This window comes from Kolteria novifilia, from assembly GCA_007748055.1.
GTDB lineage: Bacteria > Planctomycetota > Planctomycetia > Kolteriales > Kolteriaceae > Kolteria > Kolteria novifilia.
The window spans coordinates 185937-203976 of sequence record CP036279.1 but is presented as its reverse complement, the minus strand read 5'-3'; the positions used below and the strand labels follow the sequence as shown (position 1 = coordinate 203976).

The following is an 18040-nucleotide window of genomic DNA, read 5'->3' as shown; positions in this document are numbered from 1 at the left end:
TCCCTTGAAACGCTTGTGCTGTTCGACCTCTTTTCGGCCTTCCGCGGAGTAGTCGTTCGGGCGTGGACGAATTCGACACGAACGTTTCGGATTATGCGGGAAGTTTTTTCGCGGTTCACGTTGGGAGGGCGATTGTCCGAGATGGGGAGTCGGGCGACAGGTCTACCCGAAGTGGAAATGCGAAAGTCAGTCGTTGCACTCGGGGCGCATATCGAAGGCGCGACTGGCGACCCGTTTGGCAATATGGAGCTGTTGGCCGGTAGAGAGCCGGCTGAGGTATTGTCCCTTCGCGGCCTTGATCCAGCGGACCGGTCGGTCGCCGTAGTCGACCCTGATGCGAGTCAGCACGGGGCCCTCCAAACAGAGGGCGGTGTCGATCCCCTCGTCGAGGCCTCCCGGCGTGTCGATCTCGACGTACTGGATGCCGAGGGCTTGCGAGAGGCTCGCGTAGTCGATGGGGGCTAGGACGGTCGCGGTGGTTCGTCCGAACGCCGCATCCTGCAGTTTGGCCATGTACTGATAGCCCTGGTCGTCGAGGACGAAGAACTTCACCGCGAGCCCTTCGCGGGCGGCGGTCGCGAGCTCGAATCCGTTCATCATCAGGCAGCCATCGCCGGTGATCGTCACCGTTTGCCGTCCGGGGAACGCTCGTTGAGCTCCCATCGCGGCGGGGATCGACCAACCCATCGCCTGGTTGTCGACCGGGTTGAAGTAGGTTCGCGGGCCGCGGGCCTTGAAGACCTCGGCCGACCAGTGCTCGGTTAGTGTCACGTCGACAAAGACCATCGCGTCGTCTGTCGTCCGGGCGCGCAAGCACTGGACGAAGCGCATCGGGTCGACGCAGCAGGTCTTGTAGGACTTGCTGTTGAGACGCTCTTCGGCTCGGCGGTGCTTCGCGATTCTCTTGGTGAGCTTGTGGTTGCAAGGCCGCACCAGGCATTTCTTCTCGGCGAGCGCCGAAGAAAGGAAGAGGCCGGCGTCGGCGTGGACGCAGACGTTGGGGTGGATGATTTTGCCGAGATTGTCGGCGCAGGAGTCGACTTGGATGGCGTAGCGATGCTTTGGTATGGCGTACGACGCGGTCGAGACCTCGCTGTACTTGACGCCAATCGCGAGAACGAGGTCGACGTCCTTGAAGGTCTTCTGGGCGGTTCGCGTTCCCTGCGGTCCATAGCCCCAACCGACCGCGAGCGGATGATGCTCCGGAATGACGCCCTTGCCCGAGACGCTGGTCGCGACCGGCGCCTGGAGGACCTCGGCGAGCTCGACCAGCAGCGGGGCCGACTCCATGCAGCCAAGGCCGGCGTAGATGCCGACGGAGCGATCATGACAGCGCAGCATCCGCATCGCGCGCTGAAACGCGACCTCGTCGAAGGGCAGCATGGGGGCGGCCGGCGGTGGGCTGTTGTACTTCTCGATCTCCGCGAAGAGTTGATAGGGGATCACCACGCCGACCGGACCGGGTTCTCCGCCGCGTGCCAAACCGAAGGCGTGCCGCGTCGCGATGGGAATGTCGGCGGCGCGATCGACCTGGAGCACTTCCTTGGTCACGGGCCGCAGGAGTTCGGCTTGCGGGAAGGCGTGGACTTGGAAGGGCTTGTAGTCGCGGCCGCGATCGACGTCTCCGGCGATGCAGACGATCGGGGTGCTATCGAGGAGCGCCTCGCCGAGCCAGGTCTGGGCGTTGGTGATGCCGGGACCGGGAATGATCGCCATGACGCCGACGTCGCCGGTGCTGCGGGCGTAGCCATCGGCCATCGCGCCGGCCCCTCCCTCATTGGAGGTGAGCAGGTAGGGGAGTCCCTTCTGCTTCATCGCGTCCCAGAGGTCGTTCTCTTGGGCGCCGGGGATGCCGAAGACGCATCCGGCCCCTTCGAGGATGAGGGCGTCGACGAGGGCTTCGGCGCCGGTCATCTTGCCGCGGATCCAGCCGTCGGAGATCACGGTCGCGGTGCTGGTGGAAGCCGCCGTCGCCGTTGCCGCCGAAACTACCGAGGCCGAGGGAGCGACCAGGGCGTTGGCGGAGACGCGTTGCAGAAAGCCTCGTCGGGTGAGGGGTTTCCCCATGGGTGAATCGTCCTTGATGCTGGGCACGCCCTCGTGGCGCGCGACGGTCCTCACCCCTAGTCATCGGATGGTGGCTGCGTCCGCTTTTCGTCAATCGAGTTCGATTTGATCTCTGGGGAGAGGGGGGGCGACGGTTATGCGGGTGATCGCGACGACGTGCCAATCGCTCAGGGGATGCGGAAGCCGCGATCGCGAAGCATTGTCGTCAGCGCGATCAGCGGCAGTCCGACGATCGCGGTCTGGTCCGTCGAGCGAATGTTCTCGAAGAGGGTGATGCCGGCGGCTTCGAGCTTGTAGGAGCCGGCGCAGTCGAAGGGCTGGTCGCGTTCGACGTAGCGTTCGATCTCCGATCGCGAGAGGGAGCGCATCCGGAGGGTCGTGAGGTCGGTGTGCTCGGTGAGTCCCTTGGAGGAGAGGACCACCATCGCGGTGATAAGGCGATGTTCCTCCCCGGCGAGCCGCAGGAGCTGCTTGATGGCGGATGGGGCGTCGCCCGGTTTGCCGAGGGCCTTGCCGCGATGCTCGACGAGTTGGTCGCCGCCGATGATGGTGGCGTCGGGATGGCTCTCCAGGACATTCTCGGCTTTGGCTCGGGCGAGATCCTCGGCCAGTTCGTTGGGAAGGCCGGTGTGCGCCTCGGCGAAGGCGACTTCATCGACGACGGGCTTGGCGGTGCGAAAAGGGACGCCGAGCCGCTCGATGAGCTGACGTCGGTAGACGGAGGTACTGGCGAGGATGAGTTCGCGCGGATGGTGCCCTGATGGCGACATACGTTGGGGCCCGTTAGAAGTTCAGGAGAATCAGGATCGAAAACGCCAGCGGGTCGCGAATCAACGTGCTTCGACCTGGATCGTGAATGTACGTCAAGTTGGGCTGGAGCTGAACGACCTCGTTGAGGTGAATGTTATAGAAGGTTTGCCATTCCCATTCGTTGGCGGCGAGGCGTCCGTTGGCGAATTCGGCGGGCAGATCGGGATAGAGTTGGGCCTGGGTCGTATTGCCGGGCTGTCCCAGCTCGGAGGTCTGCTGGCCCCAGACCACGCCGAGCCCGAAGACATCCTGATCACGCCGATAGATCGGGCCGGTCCACTGGAACCCGGCCGTCGCCCCTTTCACGAACTGATTGACGCGTCCGTCGCCGGTCGACCAGGTGAGGAAGGCGGCGATGTCTTGATTGTCGTCGCACGGATCCTGCCAAAGCGTCTGCTGATGAATGAGGTAGAAGCCGGCGGTTCCATCCTGTGTGCCGCCGTCCCAACGAGGGAGTTCGCCACTCTGGCCCCAGCCACCGACGGAGAACTGTCCTGGGAGCTTCCGCTTGCCGAGGGAGTATTTGATTCCCGTCTCGCCCACGTAGAAGAGGTAGCCGTTGAACTGAGGGCCGAGCTCCCCGGTATTGATGCCTTCTCCGCCAAAGCGTCCGTCGTAGACGCCGAAGCCGGCGTAAAAGTGCTCGTTTGGATTGGCGAAGAGTTGAACGCCCGTGGCGGAATTGGGGTATTGCGGCATGTATTGAACCATGCCCGGAAGCGTCTCGAAGTCGTTACCAAGAAAGAGCTCGGCGTTGGTCACGTGCCCGAAGTAGTCGTTGGTCACGACCTTTCCCGCCAAGAGACTCAGTTTCCCGTCGAAGAACTCTTGTTCGATCCAGAGCTCGTAGAGTTCGCCCAGCGCCTCGGGAAAGTTGTCGTAGCCGTTGTAGTCGAGGACGTCGCCCGCAAGGTCGGTCGCATTGGAACCTCGGCGGTGCAGGAAAGTGATGTCGCCCTTGGCACCCTTCCATCCGAACATCTTCTCGAAGTCGGTGTCGAGTTCGACGGTCCCGATGTTCTGGTCCGCCCAGTGACCGGGTAGCAATCCGCCGAAGAAGACGGTGTTCCAGCCAAGAACCCAATCGACACTGAGGTTGAGTCCGTACTTGTCGATCCCTGTCATCCGGGTAATCAGGCCGGCACTTTGACCGGAGTCGGGATCGATGTCCTCGTTCTGCTCCGCCTGGTCGACCTGATCGTTGGAACCGCTACTATCGGAGCCATCCGCGGAGCCATCCGCGGAGCCACCGTCACTCGTCGGAGTCGGGAAAGGGGGTTCGTCCACCGATTGGATCGGAATGATCGAATCGCTCGGTAGGCGCAACTCCTCCGCGAACCCGTGTCGCGACAGCACGGCCAACAGCGAGAGGGCAAGGGCCCACGGGACGGCCGAGCGTTGGATGGTGCGAGTGCACATGACGTAAGTTCCGTTTTACCTTGTGAGACTCCGCCAGAAATTGTGTCGGACAGCGAAACCTGCGCAAAACAGACAAAATCACCAAGGGTGGTTCGTTGACGCCCTTGGCCATTCGCACAACCCGCCCCCCGTTCTTTCTTCCTTCCGGCGCCACGCCCTGTAGGATCATGTCCATGGGCCTGGCGAGTCGACGCGTGGGGACGTGGACTCGAGCGGTCGGATCTTCCGCCCTCCTGACCACCAACGCCGCCACCGAACGCTTGGGATGCTCACCTGACCGCCTACGTGGAAATAAACTGAGGAGTTGTCGATGCGACGTCGGACTTGGCTACTGTGCGTGTGGTCACTCGGGCTGGTGCTCACCCTAACGGGGATGGGCGAAGGAGCGGAAAAGCTCAAGGCGCTCATCGTCGATGGGCAGAACAATCACAAGTGGCAACAGACGACTCCCATTATCAAGAAGTCGCTTGAGGATAGTGGCCGCTTCACCGTCGACGTGGTCACCGCGCCGCCGAAGGGGTCGGATCTCTCGTCGTTCAAGCCGACGTTCGCCGACTACGATGTCGTCGTCTCCAACTACAATGGGGCGCCTTGGCCCGAGGAGACACAAGAGGCGTTCGAGGACTACGTCAAGGGCGGGGGCGGCTTCGTCTCGGTTCACGCCGCGAACAACTCCTTCCCCAAGTGGCCCGAATACAACGAGATGATCGCCCTCGGCGGATGGGGCGGACGGACCGAGAAGGACGGGCCTTACATTCGCTATCGCGAGGGGAAGGTCGTTCGCGACAACTCCGCGGGGCGTGGGGGAAGCCACGGCGCGCGTCACGAGTTCGTCGTCGAAACCCGCGACGCCGACCACCCGATCATGAAGGGATTGCCGACCGCGTGGCGACACACGCCCGATGAACTCTACGATCGTCTGCGCGGTCCCGCGAAGAACCTCAGCGTCTTGGCGACGGCCTATTCCGATCCCAAGACGGGTGGTACCGGCGAGCACGAACCGATCCTGATGACGATCGACTACGGCAAGGGGCGTGTCTTTCACACGACGCTCGGTCACGACACCAAGTCGATGAACTGCGCCGGTTTCCAATCGACGCTCAACCGTGGCACGGAGTGGGCGGCCACCGGCAAGGTCACGCAGAAGGTCCCGAAGGACTTTCCCGGTTCCGAGAAGACGAGCCCGCGTTCGTAGTGGTCTGTCCAAAGCCTAAACGTCATGTTCTAGGGTTCCCCTCACCCCGTGGGAGAGCGAGCCTCTTGTTCCCCTCTCCCTGTGGGAGAGGGGTTAGGGGTGAGGGGGTTCGTCTTCACGAATCACTCTTGATTGTCCGAGCCGGAATCTCCCCCACCCGGCTCGTTGCGTTCGCCGACCTCTCGAAAGCCAAGCCGAAACGAGAGCCGACTCTTGAGTCGGAGCCGCGATGGGCCAGTACGACCCGTTTCGCTGCGTGCTGGCCATCCAGGCCAAGTCACTGTCACCCCGGTGGCGCCCGAGAACTTGGATGATCGGTGTGCTGGGGATACGGGCTCGACGACCTTCTTTTCCTTCAAACCGTTTTGAGATCGGACCGACAGCATGAGCACGATCCTCGTCCTCGGTGCCTTCGATACCAAGGGAGCCGAGCACGCGTTCCTGCGGGAGTGCTTATTGGAGGCGGGCGTCGAGGTCCTCTCCGTCAACCTCGGCGTCATGGGCACCACCGACCGCTTCCCCGTCGACATCGAAGCCGACGAGATCGCCCGTCATGGCGGCGAGTCGGTCTACGCCCTGCGCGAAGCGGGCGATCGAGGCGAGGCGGTTCGGCTGATGGGCGAAGGAGCGGCGTCGGTTGTCCGCGAACTCTTCGACGAAGGACGCTTCGACGCGATCGTCGGCATGGGCGGGTCGGGCGGCACGAGCATGATCGCCGCGGCGATGCGCTCGCTCCCGGTCGGCGTCCCGAAGCTATGCGTCTCGACGGTCGCGGCCGGAGACATCGCTCCCTACGTGGGCACCAAGGACATCGTCATGATGCCATCGGTGGTCGACGTCGCCGGCGTCAATCGTGTCAGCCGGGTTCTCATCCGCCAGGCGGCCGCGGCGATCGTCGGGATGGCGGGCCAATCGGACGCGCGACAGCCGGAGAGCGAGAATCCTGTCGTGGCGGCGACGATGTTCGGAAACACGACCGAATGCGTCGATGCCTGTCGTCGCTATCTCGAAGAGAGTGACTTCGAGGTGCTCGTCTTCCACGCGACCGGGGTTGGCGGCCGAGCGATGGAGGAACTCATCGACGAGGGGTGGGTCGACGCGGTGCTCGATGTCACGACGACCGAATGGGCCGACGAGATCGCCGGCGGCATCATGAGCGCTGGGCCGACGCGACTCGAGGCCGCGGGGCGTCGCGGTTTGCCTCAGCTCATCGTGCCGGGGTGTCTCGACATGGTGAACTTCGGTCCGATCGAGACCGTGCCCGAGCATCTGCGGCGGGGCGATCGGCACTTCTACGAATGGGCCCCCGCCGTCACGCTCATGCGTACGACTGCCGAGGAAAACAGGCGGCTGGGAACGATCTTCGCCGAAAAGGCCAATGGTGCCCAGGGACCGATCGCGTTCCTCGTCCCCACGTGCGGGTTTTCGGTTCTCGGGGAAGAGGGCGATCTCTTTCATGACCCCGAGGCCGACGGTGCCTTTTCAGAGGGTTTAAGGGAAACGCTCGATCCGTCCATCCGCGTCGAGACGATCGACGTTCCCATCAACGATGCCGCCTTTTCGAAGCGAGCGGTCGCGATGTTGTTGGAACTGATCGAACAAGGTCGGGCATCGGGATAGGGCCTTGGAGGCTCCAGAGTCGAGGATCGGGTGGCACTGGCTGCTTGTCAGCCAGTGAGGATCGCTGGCGAATCCCCGACGTCGAGAGTCTTCGAGGATGCCTACGTGGAGCGAATATGTTCTCTGCATGCCCACGCAAGCGTGAGTCCTCTCTGCATGCCCACGCAAGCGTGAGCATGGCACCCAGAACGGACCGGATGGTTGTTATTGAGGGCCGATGACTGGGCGGAGCAAGCTCGCGGGGGTGGTGAGGATCTGCCTTAGGACCGAACCCGGCTCCGGCGTGAAGACCGGGTCGGAGAGCTGGCCGGTCACCCGCACCGTCAAGAGCTGATCGCTGGCGGTGTTGAGCGTCTCAGTGAAGACGGGAATGCGAAGCCGTCCCCGCGCCCAGCGGGCGCCGAGCCTCATGTCGATGTCGCTCGTTTCGAGATTCATACGTCCCTGCTTCTCGACGAGAAAGAGGCTCACCGAGGGGCTGATCAGTTCGAACTTGTCGACGAGTAGCAGGCGGTCGCGGAACTTGAACGTCGCCGAGGCGGTTTCGAAGGCCTGCCCGTCGGGCATCTGAAGGCTCAAGAAGTCGAAGAGATCGAAGAGCAACGGCAGCCGATAGATGTCGGCGTTGTGCATGTTGATGGTGCCGTCGCCATTGAGTTGGTGAATCGTGGCTCCCTCGCCCTGGAAGACGAGGCTCGCGTTGACCAGGCCGTCGACCGCCGGTCCGTTGGGCCAGGTTTCACGAACGTACTGACCAAAGCTGGCCCCGAAGACGTCGAGTCGACACTTATAGGCCGGGACGTCGCCGCACGACGCCCAGACCCGTCCGTGCAGTTGGCCGCTGTAGAGATTTCCCTTGATGTTCTCGACCCAGATCTCGTCCCCCTTGCCTTCGACGCGGCAAGAGACGTCGGTCGCGCGGAATCCGGTCTCGGTCACTTCTTGAAGGTAGATGTTCCCTTGGACCTGGTGGTCGTCGCCGATCGAGCTGCCGACGATCGTTGCGGTGCCGGTGACATTGGTGAGGCCCACGGAGGGAATCAAGTTGGCACGTTCGAACCCGAGGCTCATGTCGACGGAGCTTTCGAGTGGTTGGTTCGGATTGTCGTACCAGCGAATGCTCTCGTGCTTGATCTTCAGGGACCCCGGCTTGTCCGGCTTGAGGAAGTCGAAAACGACGCGGTCGTCGACGGGAAGCGCCTGGCGGAGGTCGTCGTCGAAGACGAGTGCCGGGCAGATGACGCCGTCGAGGAGCAGCCGTCCTCCATCGGGGAGGATGTTGATCTGGCCCGCGGTGCACGACCAGGGAGCGTCGCCGTGCCGGGCGGTCATCTTTTCCCAGCGGACGGTATGGTCGGCGTAGCGAACAACGCCACTGAGGTCCTCGAATCGATAGGGGAACGAGGCTGGGGTAACGGCCGCCTTGACCGGATCGAGCTCGAACTCGACGCGTGCCTCCTCGCCGGGTGGCTTGGCGAAGTCGTACTGGAGGTTGGCCGTTCCTTCCGGCTGAACCTGGTCCCAGGCGGCGTGCCAATCGAGGGGGAGGGCCCGCTTGAGCTTGGCGTCGAACGGAACTTGGTAGCCCTTCACGTGGACTTCGACGTGGACGCCGTCGGTCGTCTTGATCGTCTGGCCATCGATGCGCACGGAGGCCTCGCCGCTACGACCGACGAACTGGCGAAAGACGGTCCGTTCGGGAGAGATCGAAAGGTGTCCGCTAACGTCGTCGAGCGGGTAGGGGAACCAGTCGCACAGGCAACGCGGATCCTCGACATCGGCTTCGATCTGGAAGGTCGCTTTCTCGGCTCCCTTGGGACGCGTGATCCGCGCTTGATAATCGGCGTGGGCTGTTCCATGGAAACGTTCGGCGATCGCTTGCACATTGGGCGGCAACGCGCGCCGGAGTCGTTCGTCCAACGGGAGGTCGGTTCCCGAGATCGTCACGTCGATCGCCGCGCCCGGTTTGACATCGGAGAGAGACCCGTGCAGTTCGACGGGAGCCTTGCCGGTGAGCCCGCGGGCATCAAGGGAGACGGTGCCGTCCGTATTGAAGGTCGCTCGTCCGTCGACGTTGGTGGCGGTGAAGGGGAGCCGATCGTAGGTCATCGTCAGGTTGCGGCCGCTGACGCTACCGTGGAAGACGTGGGTCCCGCCTTCAGGAAGGATCTTGCCGACGACGCTGACCGATCCGGTCGGGTTGTACTCGTCGAGAAGCTTCTGTTTCGACTCCGGAAGCATCCGGTAGATCTCGTGAGAGATGGGGAGATGCTCGACGCGGACTTCGGCTTGCCAGTTGCTCGTGTCCCAGTTGGGAACCGAGCCGGTGAGCTTGGCCGTCATTGGGCCCATCTTGCATTCGAAGTCGGTGACGCGTGCGCCGGTCGCGTCGACGCGGAACGAGGCGCTCGCGCCCGAGATAGGGTAGGGGAGCCGGGGATCGTCGATCGCCCCCTCGGTCAGTTTTCCCGCGAGGGCCAACGATCCGCCCGGGCCGTTATCGGGGCCGCCGACATGCTTGGCGGCGGAGAACTTCGCTTGGAGTTCGATCTTTCCCGACAGCGTTTCGGGTCGGCTCAGGAGCGCTTCGATGAGGGCCGGTTGGGCCTTGCGAAGCCCGGCGAGGTCGAGAGGGCCATCGCTGGCGATCGTCCCTTTCGCGGATTTCTTCGCGCCGTCGGCGGTTCCACTTAGTTGCAGCGGAAAGATGGAGTCGATTAGGCATTGGGCCGACCAGACGATATCGCTTGGTGGCTTGCAATCGAGGTGCAAGTCGACCCCGGTCAGTTCGATCGGTTTGATCGCGTGGGAGGAGAACTCGACCGAGATCCGGGCGTCGCGGACGTCGACCGCCATCTCCGTCGGAAAGATGATCGGTTTGTCGGAAAGCCAAGGCGTGACGTTCCAGCTTCCATCGTCGAGTTCCCGGAGCCGGAGCGTCGGTTTCTCGATGACAATGCGGCGGACGCGGAATTCCCCGTCGAGGAGCAGGTCGCGGCGAATGCGGACGTAAAGAGCGCTAAAGTCGAGGAAGTCTTGCTGTTTCCCGTCGTCATCGGGGAGCTTGACGACCAGATCGCGCAACACGACGCTCGAGAGGGGATGGCCCTCGACGCGATCGAGGGTGACTTCGGCCCCCGGGAGGGTCTTGCGGATCGCCCCCAGCGTCAGACGCTGTAGCGTTTCGGGATCGGTGTAGTGGAGGTAGACGTACCACGCCAAAACCCCCGCCCCGAAGACGACAAGGCAAAAGAGCATCACGACCGTACGGCGGAATCGTGCCAACACGGTGCACCTACCCTTCCTGGACCGGCGTCGTTCGTGGTCCCGCGGCCTGAAACCAAGCGGCGTACAAGACCACCGCTCCCGCTCCGGCGAGGATGTCCACCAGGGGCATCGCCGGAACTCGGTAGCGGATCGAACTGACGAAAACCATGTGTAACAGTGAAAAGTAGACCGCCGGCAACAGACACAGCGCCATCAACCGCCAGCGACGGCGTTGACTCCAGATCCCCACCAGCGCGAGCCCGTAGATCGGGACCGACGCCAGCGTCCCCACCACTATCGGCAACGGTCGCTGGTACTGCGCGGCGTTCGGCCACGGAGACCAGAACCGCCACAGTTTGATCGCCGAAAGTGAGACGACCCGAAGCGGCTCGGCGCGCATCGCCTCGATTGACTCGTCGCGCCAGTAGCGATCTTGTTCCAACTCGTTCATGCCGGCGAGGTCCGCTTCGACTTTGAACCGCATGTCGCTAGCACCCGTGGCCTGGGGGCCGACGCCGTCGTAGAGGCTTTCCCCCACGTTGGTCGTCGTCGGCACCCATGCCCCGAGAACCAACGCGTTGCGCACGATCCAAGGAGCCATCGTCAGGAGGAGCCCAACGAGGGATCCCACGAGGGTCGTCAGCGACGCCCGACGATGATGCGTCGCTCCCAGGAACCAACTGGCCGAGAGTGGGGTCAGCAACAAGACGCTCGGACGTACCAACGTGGCCAATCCCGCCAGGACCCCCATCGCCGCTCCCGCGAGGAACGAGGGGCGATCCAAGTGACGTATCGCCAGCCAAGCCGTCGCCATCAGCAGCATCGTGAAGGCCGTTTCCGAGAGTTCGACCGCACCGAGCAAGGCCGCGTACGGATCGAGCGCCGCCACGAGCAGCGCGAGCAGCGCGGTGCCGCGCGGGAAGCCCATGCGCTCGCATTCCCTGCCGATCGCGAGGACGAACCAACACGTCACTGTCCCGAGAAGGGCCTGCGCCCACAGCACGGCTCGAAGGTGTTGTCCACCCGCGATCCACCAGCAGCCCGCGATCAGCGCGGGGTAGCCGGGCGTTCGGATCGCGGCGGTCTCACCGAGCCGGTAGGGCTCTCCCTCGTAGATCCGACGGGCGTAGGCTTCGTAGAGCTCGCTGTCGGCAAAGGGAGCGGGAGCCCATCGAAGGGCGGCCTCAGCCAGCGCCAAGCGAAAGAGCAAGCCGGCAAGAAGGATCGCCCAGCATGCCCATCTCCATCGTCGCTCGTCGGTCCGCTCCAGACTCTTGCTCCGGCGATACGTTCCGTCGTGATCCGGTCCCCGAGTCCCCCCAGCGGGGACGCGAAGAGACTACGGGCCACGCATAGGCGCGGTCGCTCTTCGGGTCAATCTCAATGGCACGAGGCGAAGAGCGCGAAGAAGGCGACGCGGAGAACTTGGCGAAGGGGCGCGTCCGCGTCGCGTTGGGATGGGTCGAGAAGATGCCCAGCATGCGTTCGCTGGGTAGTCGGTCAGATCGGAGCGTGCTGGCGTTCGTTGATCGCGCTGAGGTATAGAAACGCCGACTTGGCTTCCGGGGCGTCGTGGATCAGTTCCCGCGCCGCCTTGACGACATCGCGACGACTGACCTGGCCGACGAGTTTCTCCCCGCGAAGGACGGGGAGCCGTCGGGCGTGCGTCTTGATGAAGATCTGGGCGATCGTCAGGAGGTGGGTCTCCTCGGTGATCGTTTCGACGTCGTCGCGCGGCTGCATGAAGGCCTCGACCTCGGCCGAGGGGAGGACGTCGACGGCGCCGCGAATCATGACCGCCATGCATCCGCGCTCGGAGAACGCGCCGAGCAGGTGGTTCTTCTCGTCGACGACAGGGGCGCCGGAGATCTTGTGACGCAGCAGGACATCGATCGCCTCGTACACATCCATCTTCGGAGAAAGCGTGACGAGGGAGGTGACCATGATGTCTTTCGCGAGGAAGGGTTTGGACATGACGTGATTCCTTGACGACAGCAGGTCGGACATCGCGGCGTCGCGAAGAGGTCGCGGTCGCGAGAACGAACGTCTCGCAGTTCCCAGTCGCTCCTTGCCCCTGGGGAGGCTTGCGAGCGACGACGCCGAGATCAAACCGCTCCTATTCTACCCCCAGCTACGCGATTCCGGCCAACTTTTGTCGGTCACCGGCGCTTGCCCGCGTCGTCAATTGGCTGCACGTCACCCGCCCGGTTGGTAGCATGAATGGGGTCAAGCTCGAGAAGGAAGCCCGCATGCACCCCACTCAACGCCCCCGGCGCAATCGTAAATCGGCCACCATTCGCGGCTATTGCCGGGAAACCCACTTGGGTCGGGAACACCTGGTCTACCCGCTCTTCATTCACGAAGGGAGTGACGATCAACCGATCGCGTCGATGCCGGGGTGCCACCGCTGGAGCCCCGATGGACTGCTGAAGGAGGTCGAGGCGGCGCACCACGTGGGTGTCGGCTCGATCATCCTCTTCCCCGCGATCGACGAGTCTCTAAAGACATCGCGCGGCGAAGAGTCGAGCAATCCGGAGGGACTCGTTCCCAACACGATTCGGCGGCTCAAGTCGCAATGGCCCGACCTGACGATCCTGACCGACGTCGCCCTCGACCCCTACTCAAGCGATGGGCACGACGGCATCGTCTCGCCCGAGGGAACGATCCTCAACGATGAGACGGTCGCGGTATTGACCGAGCAGGCGCTCTGCCATGCCCGGGCCGGAGCGGACATCGTCGCTCCCAGCGACATGATGGATGGTCGTGTCTCCGCGATCCGCGCCGCCCTCGATAGCGAGGGATTTCAGGATGTCTCGATCCTCTCGTACACCGCGAAGTATGCATCAGCCTTTTACGGTCCGTTCCGCGACGCTCTCGACTCGGCCCCTCGCTTCGGCGACAAGAAGACCTACCAGATGGATCCCGCGAATGCGCGCGAAGCCCTTCGCGAGCTGCGTCTCGACGAGGCCGAAGGGGCCGACATGGTCATGGTCAAACCCGCGGGCCCCTACCTCGACGTGATCCGAAGGATTCGCGAAGCGACCACGTTGCCGGTCTTCGCCTACCAAGTCAGCGGCGAGTACGCGATGCTCAAAGGGGCTTGCGAGCGCGGCTGGCTCGATGAGTCACGCGCGGTGATGGAGAGTCTTCTTAGTATTCGCCGGGCCGGCGCCGACGTGATCTTGACCTACTTCGCGCGCCAGATCGCCGAGAGCTTGTAGGGAGAGACGCATCGTCGCTGAGTCATTTGGAGTCATCGACGAGCGTCCATCGACTGGGCACGCGAGCCCGAGCGACATACAATTTCCTTAGCTCCGAACGAACGTCGTTCTCATTCCCCACCAGGGATCGCCCTCTTGTTCCAGCGCCGGTCGAGAATCGTTGTCGTCATTGCCAGCGTGGCGGGGTTGCTCGCGAGCGTGATCGGCTTGCCGCTGCCCGACCTTCGCGGCGACGGCGAACGGATCGCGTCGCAGCCCTATCCGTGTGAGTTCCGCCCGTGCGGCTGCCTGACCGCGCATCAGTGCTGGTCGGGTGACTGTTGCTGTTTCAGTCTAGAGCAGAAGATTCGCTGGGCTCACGAGAAGCAGATTCCCCTCCCCGCGGTCGCGATCGAGGCGGCTCGTCGCATGGGACTGCCGACGGCGCCGAGGCCCAATGCGAGCGGTTCGTGCTGTTCGGTCGAGACCGCGTCCTGCTGTTCCGCCACCGAGGCGCCGCGGGTGCGCGAGTCCGCGCCGTGCTGTGCGACGAACTCCTCAGACGCCGCAAGTTGCCAGGACTCACATCGCCAACGAGTTACCCATCGGCGCACCGCGGACGATCGCTCGCGGATGGTGATCGGTCTGTTCGCCAATAGTTGCCGTGGCAAGTCGAGCGTCATGATCGTCACCGGGCTACTCGATCTTCCGCCGATGACGCCGATGGTGGTGACGCTCCCACGCGCCGAGGATCGGCTTCGTGCCGTTCCGTCATCGAGTTCGCTCCGGCGGACACGTCCTCCCACTCCTCCCCCTCGGGCTTGTTAGGTTTCTCGACAATTCGCACGCCGCCATGGGTCGCACCGTCGTTCGCGAAGTCACTGGACTTCCGCCGCGGCAGGTCGTTCGGCCGTCGCCATGGTCTCACGCCGGGTGTTTTCCCGTTGGTCGGCGTTCCCACGAAACGCGAAGAGCTTTCCTTCGGACGGCTCGCTACGGTCTCGAGACCAACGCCCAACACCTGAGAAATGGAGGATGGATGCGATGCGCATCAAACGCGGATTTACCCTCATTGAACTGCTTGTCGTGATCGCGATTATCGGTGTGCTGGTGGCGATGCTGCTGCCGGCGGTCCAACAGGCTCGCGAAGCGGCACGCCGTGCGCAGTGTAAGAACAATCTCAAGCAGCTCGGAATCGCTCTTCACAACTACCACGAGTCGCACTTGGTCTTCCCGCCGGGATACATCGCTCGCGGAGTCTCCTCGGCGGACAACTCGGGCGCGGAGACCGGGCCGGGCTTCGCGTGGGGCTCGATGCTGTTGCCCTATACCGACCAAGAGGCGATCTACAACCAGATCGACTTCGAGGCCGATGCCACCAGCGCCGTCAACACGACGTCGTCGGCCCAAGCCTTCAATAGCTTTCTGTGTCCCTCCGACGGGGCCGAGAAGACGTTTACCGTCAACGACGGCAGCAACGACCACACGCTGGGCAGCGCCAACTACGTCGGGGTCATCGGATACGGCAGCGCGACGATGAATCCGGGCAATCCCAATGGCGCCGGCATGTTCTACCGCAACAGCAGCGTTCGCTTGAACGACATCAGTGACGGAACGACGCGGACGCTGGCTCTGGGCGAACGCTCCCACGAACGGCGATCCGGCACCGGTGGTACCGTCGTCGAGTCCGATTCGACCTGGTATGCGGCCGTGCCCGGCGTCGATCGTTCGGCGGGCATGATGATGATGCCCTCGATGACCGAGGGACCGGCCTCGCTGGTCCTTGGCCACGTCGGGCAGCCCGCGATGATGAGCATGATGGCGATGCATCACACGCCGAGTCAGACGACACATATCGTCAATTTCTCGTCGAAGCATCCCGGTGGCGTTCACTTCCTGATGGGCGACGGTTCGGTCTTCTTCCTCAACGAGAACGTCGACTACTCGACCTTCCGGTGGTTGGGGGAGCGAAACGACGGCAACATCACCGAAGGGCTGTAAGGCCGATTCCCTGGATGACGGCTCGGACGAACCTTTTCCCTGACACCCCTCTTGGTGGTTCGAGGATGGTGCAGTTGAACGAGGCCTTCCCTTACATGCCCACGCGAGCGTGATCCTGGTGGTCACGCAAGCGTGGGGGCACCTGGGGAGGAGTCTCTGCTCCGGTTGGCCGAACCGGGGGAGACGGGCGGACGAGAGCTGGTGAAGATCGTCGGTTAGCCAAGGAGGGGGGAATCTAACGACGGGCCGAGTGACGCGGGAGGGCGTGGTTCGCTACAATTGGTTTGGAACGTCGTGACCATCGTGGTACGATTTCCCAATTGGAACAATCGGCGCCTCGGGGGTTGGCCTTCGCCGCGCAGCTTCTCTCATCTTCGTCGATGAGTGGGGCGCGAGGGGATGAATGAGGTCAACGGACAAGTAGAGGCGTCACGTCTGGACGCGCTCGAAGGCGAGGGTCGCTCGCGATCCCGCCTGGTTCGTTGCGGTTCTAAAGGAATTTTACGTCGTCATCTTGGAGTGGCCGTGATCCTTCTCTCGATCGTTCTTGGCTTGCTGACGGCTTTCGCTGGTATCATGCTGACCGCCCGGTTGACCGATCTTGGTCAGCGGCCTCGCGAAACGTCGCGGTACACCTGGACACTCAAGCCCATCGCGATTCCCGTCGCGCGAGGCTCGGTCGATGGGATGGGTGGCCGAACAAGTGGGCAGACCTGGGGAACGCGTGGGAGTCGCCGTGCCGAGCACGGATGGCGCCGGCAGCGATCCGTCCGGTCAAGACTTTGCGAATAGGTCGGAAGCTCTTTCGATCCTCCCAACGTCGACGTTCTTCCTCGCCGCGATGATCGAGCCTGCGTCCCGCCTTGATGGGGTGGAAAAAGGTGGAGCTCGATATCGTCTCGCTCTTGTCCGCCGTCGCGACGGCGTGCGTGGGCGCAATTTTTGTCCTCGGGTTATTGATCTACAATGACCGATTTCGCGTTTCGGCGGCGACGCGCGAAGCCGACATGATCGTCGAGGAATCCCGCCGCGAGGCAGAAAGTACCCGCAAACAGTCGCAGCTTGATGCCCGCGAATTGGCGCTGCGCGAACGAGAAGCCCTCCTGGGGGAACTCGACGAAATGCGCAAGGAGCTGCGCGCCGTCGAGCGGGACGTCGAGAATCGCGAATTGGAGATCGAACGCAAGCTCGAGGCGATCACCAAGCGGGAACGCACCCTCGAAGCGGCCCAGCGAAAGGCCGCCGACTCGGTTGAGCAGTGCGAAAAGCGCAAGCAACGTCTCGATGTTCTGCTCGCCGAGCAGCGCGATGTCCTCCAGAAAATCACCGGGATGACCAAGCCGCAGGCGGAGAAGCTCCTGCTTGAGCGGCTCGAGAACGACTTCAGCGAGGAGATCGGCGAACGGGTCATGCGGTTCGAGGAGCAGCTTCGCCGCGACTGCGAGCAGAAGTCGAAGGAGATCCTCGCCAACGCGATTCAGCGCTACGCGCCGGAGTATACCGCCGAGACGACCGTCGCAACGATCGATATTCCCAGCGACGACATGAAGGGTCGAATCATTGGCCGCGAAGGACGGAACATCCGGGCCTTCGAGAAGGCCAGCGGCGTTGACGTGATTGTCGACGACACCCCCGGCATCGTCGTGGTCAGCACCTTCGACAGCGTCCGACGCGAGATCGGCAAGCTGGCGCTCCAGCGTCTGATCGCCGACGGTCGTATCCATCCCACCCGCATCGAGGAGGTGGTGACGGAGGTCAAGGACGACATGGAGAATCACATCCTCGACCTCGGCAAAAAGGCCGCCCAAGAGGCGGAAGTGCCCAACCTCCACGAGAAGCTCATTCGGCTCTTGGGCAAGCTGAAGTTTCGCACCAGCTACAGCCAGAACGTCCTCAATCACTCCGTCGAGGTCGCGTTGCTTTGCGGCCTGATCGCCGACGAGTTGGGGCTCGACGCCGACTTGGCGCGGCGTTGCGGCCTCCTGCACGACGTCGGCAAGGCGGTCGATCACGAGATGGAGGGCGGCCACCCCCAGATCGGCGCCGACATCGCCCGACGCTGCGGCGAGAACGAAATCGTCCTGCACGCGATCGGCGGTCATCACGACGATGTTCGGGTCGACATGATCTACACCGTGCTCGTGGCCGCGGCGGACGCCATCAGCGCCTCTCGTCCCGGGGCTCGTCGCGAAACGCTTGAGAAGTACGTCAAACGCTTGGAGGAGCTCGAAGCGGTCGCGACGGAGCAGAATGGGGTTGAAGCCGCGTACGCCATTCAGGCGGGCCGCGAGATTCGCGTCATCGTCAATTCGCAGAAGCTAAGTGACAAGCACGCCGCCAAGGCCTGCCGCGATATCGCCCAGGCCATCGAGAAGCGACTCACTTACCCAGGCGAGATCAAGGTCACCGTGGTGCGGGAAACTCGCGCCGTCGAGTACGCCCGCTAGCAAGGAGGACCGCG

General features: G+C 63.3%; 12 protein-coding genes. 6 read left to right on the top strand and 6 right to left on the bottom strand.

All coding sequences use genetic code 11. The annotated features are described in order from the left end of the window. Positions 1–186: 186 nt before the first annotated feature. From Pan216_RS00740 to Pan216_RS00730, 3 genes are all read right to left on the bottom strand, one after another. The gene (locus tag Pan216_RS00740) at positions 187–2067 is read right to left on the bottom strand and encodes a thiamine pyrophosphate-binding protein (protein ID WP_145253427.1); all 1881 of its coding nucleotides are present in this window, start codon (positions 2065–2067) and stop codon (positions 187–189) included. Between the two features lie 167 nt (positions 2068–2234). Further along, on the bottom strand, positions 2235–2837 hold the full coding sequence (locus Pan216_RS00735) for a Maf family protein (RefSeq protein ID WP_145253426.1): 603 nt from the start codon (positions 2835–2837) through the stop codon (positions 2235–2237). 13 nt (positions 2838–2850) lie between these two features. After that, positions 2851–4296, bottom strand: coding sequence for a carbohydrate porin (locus tag Pan216_RS00730; RefSeq protein WP_145253424.1), 1446 nt, complete (start codon positions 4294–4296; stop codon positions 2851–2853). A 310-nt stretch (positions 4297–4606) separates the two neighbouring features. Here Pan216_RS00730 and Pan216_RS00725 point away from each other — a divergent pair, with 310 nt between their 5' ends. Together Pan216_RS00725 and Pan216_RS00720 are read left to right on the top strand one after the other, a co-directional pair. Then, positions 4607–5491 carry a ThuA domain-containing protein gene (locus tag Pan216_RS00725; RefSeq protein ID WP_145253422.1) on the top strand — a complete coding sequence of 295 codons (885 nt, stop codon included), beginning with the start codon at positions 4607–4609 and terminating at the stop codon, positions 5489–5491. Positions 5492–5875: 384 nt separating this feature from the next. Continuing rightward, on the top strand, positions 5876–7111 hold the full coding sequence (locus Pan216_RS00720; protein ID WP_145253420.1) for a Tm-1-like ATP-binding domain-containing protein: 1236 nt from the start codon (positions 5876–5878) through the stop codon (positions 7109–7111). Positions 7112–7315: 204 nt separating this feature from the next. Here the strand turns inward: Pan216_RS00720 and Pan216_RS00715 are convergent, their stop codons facing one another. The 3 genes from Pan216_RS00715 to Pan216_RS00705 all read right to left on the bottom strand — a co-directional run bounded on the left by Pan216_RS00715 (position 7316) and on the right by Pan216_RS00705 (position 12352). Then, on the bottom strand, positions 7316–10399 hold the full coding sequence (locus Pan216_RS00715; RefSeq protein WP_145253418.1) for an AsmA-like C-terminal region-containing protein: 3084 nt from the start codon (positions 10397–10399) through the stop codon (positions 7316–7318). A 7-nt stretch (positions 10400–10406) separates the two neighbouring features. Beyond that, on the bottom strand, positions 10407–11588 hold the full coding sequence (locus Pan216_RS00710; protein WP_419193115.1) for a glycosyltransferase family 39 protein: 1182 nt from the start codon (positions 11586–11588) through the stop codon (positions 10407–10409). Between the two features lie 290 nt (positions 11589–11878). Then, the gene (locus tag Pan216_RS00705) at positions 11879–12352 is read right to left on the bottom strand and encodes a CBS domain-containing protein (protein ID WP_145253414.1); all 474 of its coding nucleotides are present in this window, start codon (positions 12350–12352) and stop codon (positions 11879–11881) included. Between the two features lie 275 nt (positions 12353–12627). Here Pan216_RS00705 and hemB point away from each other — a divergent pair, with 275 nt between their 5' ends. The 4 genes from hemB (at position 12628) to rny (ending at position 18026) form a co-directional block, all read left to right on the top strand. Further along, positions 12628–13599 (top strand): porphobilinogen synthase, encoded by a 972-nt coding sequence (gene hemB, locus Pan216_RS00700; RefSeq protein WP_145253412.1) that lies wholly within the window; start codon positions 12628–12630, stop codon positions 13597–13599. 135 nt (positions 13600–13734) lie between these two features. Then, positions 13735–14406 (top strand): hypothetical protein, encoded by a 672-nt coding sequence (locus tag Pan216_RS00695; RefSeq protein WP_145253411.1) that lies wholly within the window; start codon positions 13735–13737, stop codon positions 14404–14406. Between the two features lie 216 nt (positions 14407–14622). After that, positions 14623–15579 (top strand): DUF1559 domain-containing protein, encoded by a 957-nt coding sequence (locus tag Pan216_RS00690; RefSeq protein ID WP_419193114.1) that lies wholly within the window; start codon positions 14623–14625, stop codon positions 15577–15579. An 881-nt stretch (positions 15580–16460) separates the two neighbouring features. Next, positions 16461–18026, top strand: coding sequence for a ribonuclease Y (gene rny, locus Pan216_RS00685; protein ID WP_419193113.1), 1566 nt, complete (start codon positions 16461–16463; stop codon positions 18024–18026). The last annotated feature ends 14 nt before the right edge of the window (positions 18027–18040 follow it).